Annotated in this window: 5 protein-coding genes and 1 pseudogene; 4 read left to right on the plus strand and 2 right to left on the minus strand. The window is 54.9% G+C overall.

The window, feature by feature from the left end; genetic code table 11:
• Positions 1-533: 533 nt before the first annotated feature.
• The gene (locus RSSM_RS04190) at positions 534-1,778 is read left to right on the plus strand and encodes a DUF1559 domain-containing protein (protein WP_044301068.1); all 1,245 of its coding nucleotides are present in this window, start codon (positions 534-536) and stop codon (positions 1,776-1,778) included.
• Positions 1,779-2,028: 250 nt separating this feature from the next.
• Complete coding sequence (locus tag RSSM_RS04195) at positions 2,029-2,268, plus strand: hypothetical protein (protein ID WP_008674877.1); 240 nt, start codon at positions 2,029-2,031, stop codon at positions 2,266-2,268.
• An 88-nt stretch (positions 2,269-2,356) separates the two neighbouring features.
• On the opposite strand, the gene RSSM_RS04200 is transcribed toward RSSM_RS04195, so the two are convergent.
• A complete protein-coding gene (locus RSSM_RS04200; protein ID WP_236620928.1) occupies positions 2,357-3,415 on the minus strand; it encodes a carbohydrate porin in 1,059 nt (352 codons plus the stop codon).
• 1,316 nt (positions 3,416-4,731) lie between these two features.
• Between RSSM_RS04200 and RSSM_RS04210 the strand changes: the two are divergent.
• Both RSSM_RS04210 and RSSM_RS04215 read left to right on the plus strand, forming a co-directional pair.
• A pseudogene (locus tag RSSM_RS04210) lies at positions 4,732-5,697 on the plus strand (DUF1559 family PulG-like putative transporter).
• A gap of 90 nt (positions 5,698-5,787) precedes the next feature.
• Positions 5,788-6,324, plus strand: a complete 537-nt coding sequence (locus RSSM_RS04215) for a hypothetical protein (protein WP_044301066.1) — start codon at positions 5,788-5,790, stop codon at positions 6,322-6,324.
• Between the two features lie 167 nt (positions 6,325-6,491).
• Here RSSM_RS04215 and RSSM_RS04220 read toward each other — a convergent pair whose 3' ends face one another.
• Positions 6,492-9,164 (minus strand): GH116 family glycosyl hydrolase, encoded by a 2,673-nt coding sequence (locus RSSM_RS04220; RefSeq protein WP_008674889.1) that lies wholly within the window; start codon positions 9,162-9,164, stop codon positions 6,492-6,494.
• Between the last annotated feature and the right edge of the window lie 223 nt (positions 9,165-9,387).

A 9,387-nucleotide genomic window follows, 5' to 3' on the forward strand; every position in this document is an offset into this window, starting at 1 on the left:
CCTCGTCCACTACCCGAAAATCAAGTTGACATGAAGTATTAGTCCTTGATCGAGTGTGGTTCACTTCGCTGATCATCTGAGAGACTTGAGATCGCTAGGCAGCGAGCGCTGGCTGACACCTGGATAGCATTCCGACGCCGTTTGGTCTACGCGATTGCCGGTAGTGGATCTTGTGAAAGATCCTGCTGCATGAGGATCTTTCACAAAATCCACGACGCAGAAATGAACAGACATGGGCTACATCGCTTTCAGCGATCCTCTGCCCTCTCGGAAGTGCCCAACTGTCCACACGTGGCCACGCGAGCAGCACCCACAGCACGCAAAACAACCGTGCCACCACCTTTTTCCGCACTGCCATTCGCCGATGTCCATAATCCCCGGCTTTCAGGCGGCTCGCCGGACTGAATGCGAAAATTTCGCAGAAAATCGTTCTCCTGTGTAAAGATATGTCCCCTTCGATTCGCGTAATGGGGACAGGAACAAAACTCGTCCAACTGTTCCGAGTCGGTTCATTTCATCCTTCAGGTCAAATTATGTCTCATTTCAATCGTTCCTCGCACAAGTTGCGGGGATTCACCCTCGTCGAATTACTCGTTGTGATCGCGATCATCGGGGTGCTCGTCGGGCTATTGCTGCCTGCCGTCCAGGCCGCTCGCGAGGCGGCTCGCCGGATGAGCTGCAGCAACAACTTCAAACAAATGGGATTGGCGTTGCACAACTACCACAGCGCCTACAACCAACTCCCGATTCACGGTACCGGACCGATCAATGAAGCTCACAGGGCGCTTGGAGGGTCTGCTGCTCGTTGGAACAAAGACCCTGCACATCAATACAGCCGGATCGGTGCATTGGTCGGGTTGCTTCCGTTTGTGGAACAACAGGCCATCTGGGAACGGGTCAGTAACCCACTAACCATTGGGACCACACAATTCACAGAATTCGGAACCGTCCCCTACACCGAAATGCAAGGCACCACGACCCAGTTCACTAGCGATGGGGTTTCGTACGATCCATGGTTCACTGAGATCAAAACGTATCGCTGCCCCAGCGACCCTGGAGTCGGCCTCCCCGCAGGTGGACGGACGAACTATGGCGTTTGTATCGGCGATTCGATCTCGCTAAATCTCGGTGCGGGGAAATACAGCGACAGCAATCTCATCACGACCAGTACCACGAGCGTAGCGAATTTCCGAGCTTCTGATCGAGGTGTCTTTGATGTGTACGAGAAAAACAAATTCCGCGACATTCTCGACGGATTGTCAAACACAATCGCGATGGGCGAGATGAACACCGACCTCGGTGACAGTCACATCACGACAGAAACGAGAGGCGGTGGAACTGCTGTTCAAAACAAACCAGACCGATGCCGGCCTCAGATCAATCCGAATCGCCCGCAGTTTTGGTCGACCACGGTCAGCCACACCTTTACTCCGCTCGCATCGCGTGGAGCATGCTGGGCAGCGACGGCGCCCGGATTCACGATCGTCAACACCGTCCTTCCACCTAACCGTGAATACTGCAATGACGCCAACCAAGACTTTGTTGCGTCCAACGGAACGTTGACGGTCAGCAGCCGTCACCAAGGCGGAGCCCACGTTTTGATGGCCGACGGTGCTGTCCGATTTATCACCGATTCGATCGAAGCCGGGAATAGTTCTGCGGCCGATGTTCGCAACGGCGGCTCTGGTGCTACGGCTCCTGGCTCGCAAAGCCCGTATGGGCTCTGGGGAGCATTGGGCACGCGGGCAGCAAAAGAAGTGATCGATCAGGAATTCTAGTGCGTTCTTCAAGATGACGTAGCCAATATCGCCAGACTTCGGTGATCTGAAGTCTGGCGAATGCAGCAACACGAATCCCACACGTCAATACGTCAAACTGCTCACGCGCGGCAACTCTTCCCGCCAAGCAAGCCGACGCATGCTCCGATGGGCGCATGCCGAGGAACCGGAGGCACCCAATGGCCATCGATGGATGGCTCCATTGTGTCTCATTCATTGCCTTGTGTGCTGTCCGATTGAACTTGCTTCGGTGGGCAACGCTCAAGCAAACGTCTTCCCCTATTTAATCCGTTTCGATAGCGAAAGTTATTCAAAGATGAAACTCTTCACTGCCATCCTGTTTTCTCTCCCCCTCTTTCTGTTTACCGCCGGTTGCTCCGAGCCCAAAACAGAGGTAATCGACACTTCACAGCGTCCACAAAGAACTCCCGAAGAGATCGCAATTCTCACAGGGGCGTTGGATGAAATGGAAGACGGCAGCAACGAATAGGAACAGCAACGGGGCAAAGGAAAGGTAGCAAGAACCTATTCCTCGCACCGCGCAGATGGTCCTTAGCGGCCAGACTCGCGCCGTCTCGTTAGAAGGCGGCGCCGATCCAGGCGCCTAGAATAGTGCTGTTGGCGATGTCACCGGTTCCGCCTGGGTGAACGACGTACTGCAGGGCGGGTTGAACGTACAGGGTGGGGCAGATTTGGACACGATGCCCGAGTTCAAACACCCCTTCGTAATCGACGGACTCGCCAACAGACACTCCATACTCATCGCTGAGTTCGCCGTAGGTCGCAAAGAACACTGTCCGATCGTCGGGTCGGTTTGGTATCAACCCTTTGCGATTAATGCCAACACTGATCTGCACCGGAGTTTTCGCGACCTGGCCTTCGTCCGAGTGACTGGCAAAGAGAAAGGTTCTCGTGCCCTCGAATAGTTCCATCTCAATGTGGGTGTATAGCCGCAAGAACTGGTCGGTGGCCCCGCCACCTGTGAAGTTGTCGAACTCAAAAAATGACTTCACCATCCCAAGTGAGACCCGCGCGGGCCGTTCACACACTTGTGGTGTCCAGTCGTATTGCACCAACAAAGAAACGCCATCGTCGTCACGAATACTGAAGTCGAGTCCGTGCTTTCGAAAGTCCCACATGCTTTCGCCGATCTGATACACCCCGACCTGGAGTTGATTTCGATCATTCGAGCTGTATTTCAAACGCCCTCCCCAAACCGGATAGGGGAACGACGTGATGATATTTTCCAGCAACATCGCGCGGATTGGACCGTTGATCGCGGTGCTGAGTGAATAGCGATACAGGTTGTTGTTGGCAAAGTCCGTGTCCGCGGAAACGCGTCCGAACTTCATCGCCCAGTTTTCGCAGAAAGTCTTCTCCACCCACAACTGATACAGGTATCCAACCTGCCCGCCGAAGATGCACATCGGGTCATAGATCCCGCCGACGGATTCGCTGATGCTCTCGCCGTGCCGCTCGACCATCGAAACCTTCATGATCGTTGAATCACAACCGCATAATTTTTCCAGATCCAAATCGACGCCGGCGTAAATCTGACCGGTGAAATCTTCATCGGACTGGATCCCGCCGTCGACATTGGCTGCGCAGATGGAATCGTAGTACAGAAAGGGCGCCACGCCGGAATCTTCCAAACGGGGTCGCAGGCCGCAGCGATCTCCGATCCGACACGTGAGTGCAGCGGAGTCGGTACACGAAACCATTTGATCGCAAGATGACTCGCACTCACTCGCCCACATGGCATCGCATGCGTCGATCGCCCCCGAGGCACCTATCGTTTCCGTGACGCACCGAGATTCGGCCGCGCACGAGGTTCCCACGGCGCACAAGTCATGCGCAGTGAAAATCAAATGTACTGCCAGCACTAAAACGGCGACTCGAATCACGGTGCGAATCATCTCAATCCGCCTACCGGTGCGGTGTTGGTTGTTTCATCACAATCAAGAAGGTGAGCACGATGTCATGGGGACCATGAGGCGTTCTTCGGTTCGCCCTATCCACGTCAAACCTGTTATCATTGACGAATGCAGAAGTTTGGTTCAAAAAGCCTACGTCTCCCCCGCACGATCTCGCGCAATCCGCAAAAGTTAACATCCACGCGGAAGAATTGTTCGATGGTCCGTGCCAAAGCGACCAAGCAACTAAGCGATCAAGCGACCAAAGACGTACGCAGGTATTCCGCGTTGGGCTGAAGCCCGCCCCCCTTGTCGGCTTGCATTCTTCATTGGCGGACCGGAGGCCAAGGAAAATGATTTAGCATGATGCGCGAGGATTTCGCGTGATGCGCGAGCGAGTGACCGCTGTGATCCCTCGCTAGCGCAGCGGGCAGGTAGATCAACAGCCCGTTGGTGTGTTTTCGTTGCGGCAGATGGATCTTCCGGGACACCTTATAACGCCCACGAACATTGCTGCATTCTTCACCGACGCTTCATCACCGCTCATGTAGCCACAACAGACAGGTCGCCATTGAACACCCGGCAGCACTCCACCACCGACCACAACCACGCCCCTCCATCAAGGTAACAGACACACTCTTTTGGGAGATGCTTTGCTCCACGTGGTTCGTGCAAATCAATAACACACGATGCTGCCTTTCATTGTCGCGGACAAAACCGGACAACTTTTCCAGCCTGGGGGGTGAGCAACAGGGGGCGAATACACACCATCGTCACGCAGAGAACGATGGTCGATCTCGCAATCATTTTGGTCATGCTCAAGCAACTACAAACTAACCTTTTCTTCACGTCCCCTTAACCGCCATTCGTCGATAGGTCGCTATGTTTCGCCCGCAAACGAGCACCGATCGATCTCAATACTTGAGCGATCGGCCTCATCTCTGTCGTGCATGAAGTGTCATGTGCGCCCCTGTTCGCGTCCCCTACTAAACAAGCACAGAAAATCGATGGGACGTCAATTGACATCACCGTCCTCACCGATCGATCGCCCAGTACAAAAGCTCGCGATTGGTACCTCACCGTTTCGCCCTGCATTCACCCTTGTGGAACTGCTAGTCGTGATCGCCATCATTGGAATCTTGGTGGGACTGCTGCTGCCGGCGGTTCAATCGGCACGTGAAGCAGCCCGACGCATATCTTGCAGCAACAACCTGAAGCAGATCGGGTTGGCGATGCACAACTATCACGACACGTTTGGCAAACTGCCTTATGGTTGGGACCAACGTGGTACGACGTGGAGCGCACATATCTTGCCTCAAATCGAACAAGGCAGCTTGTATGAAACGCTCATCTTCCAAGAGTCAGGGCTCGGTAACTGGGGCACTAACGACGGTCCCAACGAAAAGGCAGCCGGCACCTACATTGGCACCTACCGCTGCCCGAGCATGGCGTTACCGGAACATATGGAGAACGGCAGCATTCCCGAGCGTGTGCCAGCGAGCTATCGCGGAAGCGCCGGTACGTTGGCCACCTCGGACGATACGAGCACAGCCATACCGGGCACGATCTCGTTGGAAAGCCTCGACCAAGACGGGATTTTCTACGCGTGTAGCAAGACGAAGTTTCGCGACATCCTCGACGGCACCAGCGATACGATCATGATCGGCGAATCCTACACCGACCCGAGCTTCGTTAAAGACGGCCAAGCCATGGATTACTGGTACATCGGCGCACCGAGCACCGACCCATGCTGATGTGACGGAGGCACCGGCGGCACCGAGTTCTCTGAAGTTGTGGGAAACACGATTGGCCCCATCAACGCTCGCCTGCGTAAGCCTGACCTGCACGGTCGATTGATGGAATTGTCGTTTGGAAGCTATCACACCGGCGGTGCGTACTTCCTTCTTTGCGACGGTTCGGTCCAGTTCATTACCGAGTCGATCAACCAAGACATTTACACGGGTCTGGGCTCTCGAGACGGTCACGAAGTACCTCAGGAATTCTAGGTCGTCTTGCGACAAGTCATGCTCAACGCGGTGCTCTGCCTTTGCAGAACACCGCATTTCAATTCACGTGCAATACTCGAATCCGGTTTTATGAATTTTCTGAAGCAATCGTTCTACTCAAACATCGTCATCCTCTGCGGGATCGCGTTCGGATCCGTCTGCCTTACCGGGTGCGACACCGGCTCCGGCGTCGACTACAGCTCACTCGGATTGGTTCCCGTTTCCGGCGAAGTGACACTCGATGGCGAACCACTCGGCGGTGCGGTCGTGTTCTTCGAAGCACCGGACCTCACCCAGGCCTATGCGAAGACCGATGATCAAGGCAAATACACAATCAAATTCAACAGCGAAATCGAAGGCGTTCAGCCTGGATCCAAGATCGTTCGCATCAGTACCACCGCGAGCACCGGAGAAGAAGGTATCGAGGAAGACGAACTGGAAGGCGACGACGACGGTTCGACCGGACGATCCCGATCGAGCAAAAAGAAATCTGCCAAACCAGGCGAGCTCGTACCACCTCAGTACAACTCGAAATCGACGTTGACCGTTGAGATCACCAGCGGCAACTCGGTAGTAGACTTCCACTTGAAGTCAGACGGATCGAACGTGACTCCAATGAAGAGCTAGCGTTGCAAACGTTGTGAAAAAGTGGATGCCGACGCGCGGGCAAACATCGCAGCGAGCCAAACGCCCGCTGCATGTTGCCCACGTCGTCCGATCAATTGCGTGATTCCAACCCGGTCGATCCCCGTAGCTAGATTCGCCGAATTCAACCGACCTCCCTGACGCGATTGTTATCCCGCGAACGCGATTTCCAACCGCTGTTTCGCGACGAGTTTCAACGGTTGGGCGAATCGCAATATGTACCGATCGGCTTCGTGAACGAAGCTTGCATCCACTGGCTCACCGTCGACTTCCACCTTGGCTTGCGTCGCGGAGGTGCCGTTCGCTTTGTCGAGTGCGAACTCCTTCAACGTTAGCTGACCGTAACGCAACTCCAACGTCGCGGATTGTTGACGGTCAACAACGCTTTGGGAAAAGCTGCCCCATCCTTCGGCGGTCGTGAACGCGGCGCGGAAGTTTTCCGGATCCAACCGCGGTCCGAACGACAGTTTGCCTTCGGGTCCATCGTAGTGATACCCGCATGCTGCCAGGTAAGCACCATAGCTGGCCATCGCCCGCGAATAGTGATCACTGCATTCGACTTCGTTGTAAGGGTTGCGAGCGGCGGGTTGGTACCGGTCATAGATGGCTTTGCCAATCGCCAAGCCTTCCTGAATCATGCCTTCCCAAATCATGTGAGCGGCAACCTGCCATTCGAATCCGGTCATGCACTCGTTGAGATAGCCCGCATAACTCGCCTTGCCGCTCTTGGGTTCGATCTTGCCATACGGGAAGCTGCACATGACCAACCCGGCGTCACCGGCCGCGGCGTAATAGCGCCCGTTGGTCATCACTTTCCGGTACGCACCGACGTTCGGCGTGAAGTTGTACTTCCAAAGGGACTGCAATGACTGACGGATCTTGTCTTTCGGCAAAATCGAGTCGATCCCGACGTTGTACAGCCATGAATCGCCCAGCACCTGATCGATATGGCAACCGTTGGTCGATCCGTGTTTCTGGTCATCCGGATCGCCGGGCTTATGCACGAAGTAACCGAAGTCCTCGTTCCACAACAGGTCCACCATCGCGGGTGCACCTTTCTCGACGATCCGCTCATAGCGACTCGCAACCATGGGTTGATTCATCTGCCGCGCCATGACCGCCGATGCCTTCAACGCCGCATGATAAAGATTGATCAACCAGTGCACCTGACCGAACCAAGGTTCATCGAGCGTATTGTGTTGGGAGCCAGTGAGCAGGCCATCTTCGTCCGGATCCCATTTCTCAATGACGTGATCCATCGACAGCTTCACGCGGTCCCAAATACTTTCCAAAAAGCGGTAGTCGGTCGTCATTTGGCTTTCACGGAGCACACGCAGGATGGTGCCGCAGTTGCCATCGACGGCGTCGCCAAATTTAGGGTCCGTATAACGGAACTGCATCGAACCGGTATTCCGATCGAAGCCCAGACCATATTCGATTTTGTCGCGGTTCTCGCGTTCGATCACCGGAAAGATGCGAGACAAGCCCTGGGCGTAGTGCCACACGTGGGTGCAATTACCGGGACAGCACCTGACGCCTTCTTCGAAGTTGTAGATCTCGGTGTTGCTGCCTTTGGGGTATACCCGTTGCCCCAGTTGCGTCTGCACACAATTGATGGGGATAAACGAACGCTCCAAAAACCAATAAGGCAACGTCGAATCGTACCAAGTATCCACCCAGGTCTTGGTCGCACGATAGAGCTCATTCTCACGGTTGGCCAGTTGACTCGATGCTTCTGCCGCAGTCTGCCAGAGCGTTGCGTAGTGATTCCGTCCGAGTGACGTCCCACGTCGTCCAAAGCTGGTGCCATATTGGACGTACGGCAATCTCCAAGAAACGGCAAACGACACCGTCTTGGATTCCCCCGACTGCAGTTCGAAAGAGCGGCCCATCGATACGAAGGCCCGTTGCTTGGCGTTCTGTTGGGCACGGGCTCCATCCTGCGAACGATCGTCCGTATCAAAGACGCCGTCGGGCCCCGGATTCGTTTTAGCCAGATTCACCATTTCCGGTTTCTCGTTGCCGAGGATGCCGAGTGCGATCGCGTTGGCGTTTTTCACTTTTGCCGAGCATTCGATCGCGGCGATCTGATCCAGTTCACGATACACGCAAACCTTCTGTCCCTTGGAACCGTTAGGGGTGTTCTCAATCCAACCCGCAATGGCGACTTCATGCGGTGCGGAAGAAGCGTTGGTCACCGTGTATCGCATCACGATGACCGGGTAGCTCGACTCATCCCGGTTGAGCGGAATGAAGGGCGTGTACGCTTCGAGTTGTACCGTCAGCGGACAAGCTTCGTCGGCGTAGTCCACCCGTCCCATCGGGTATTGGTTGGTGAATTTGACGTTCTCAAAACCGCTGGCGTCGAGCGTATGAACCTTGCCGCCGACTCGGACCGCGAAACCTTGGCCCGCGGACGGTCGTGCCGCATCGGGCTGCATGTAGCGAAGGCCTTTGGGCGTGTTCTTTTGGTCCTTGATGGCGGTGAGATTCCAGTTCCAAAGTCGACCATCACCGCTGAGGTAAACCTGCCCTGTGCAGATTCCGTTGATCGGCATACCGATGTATTTCAGATCGTCCCCGGTAGCCGTCAACGCCTCGCCACGTGCGTAAAGACTCGTGATCCATTCCTTGCTCAGTTTTTTGTCGACGGGAATGATGTTGTCAAAGTCTTCTGCGTCGAATGGGCCAGCCATCACATCCGCTCGACCTGCGATCAGCATCGCTGCCGTCAGCCCGGTTGCTTTGACGAATTGGCGACGGCCGACGCTTGAGTCTACCTCTCCGCAACAACCGGAGGAGGAACAGCAGCTTTCTGACATTTTAGTTTTGTTATTTATGGTTTCGTTATTCATGGTTTCGTTATTTATGGAAGCGAAAGCCCGCCAGCACTGTTGCCCACCGACTAATTTCAAAACTCGTTCTCATACCGACTGGATCTGTGTGTGCGTCAGCCCGCGATCAATTACACTGATCCTAACAATGAGTTTAGGGCATTTTGAAAGGTGACGTGTCTGATATCAGTAGTTGAATTCGCCAGAATTC

Origin of the sequence: Aporhodopirellula sallentina SM41, assembly GCF_000346505.1 — a bacterium.
Taxonomy (GTDB): Bacteria; Planctomycetota; Planctomycetia; order Pirellulales; family Pirellulaceae; genus Rhodopirellula; species Rhodopirellula sallentina.

Excerpts from the sequence above, each read along its gene's own strand:
- RSSM_RS04190 (WP_044301068.1), top strand. The coding sequence starts at position 534 with ATGTCTCATTTCAATCGTTCCTCGCACAAGTTGCGGGGATTCACCCTC.
- RSSM_RS04215 (WP_044301066.1), top strand. The coding sequence starts at position 5,788 with ATGAATTTTCTGAAGCAATCGTTCTACTCAAACATCGTCATCCTCTGC.
- RSSM_RS04220 (WP_008674889.1), bottom strand. The coding sequence starts at position 9,164 with ATGTCAGAAAGCTGCTGTTCCTCCTCCGGTTGTTGCGGAGAGGTAGAC.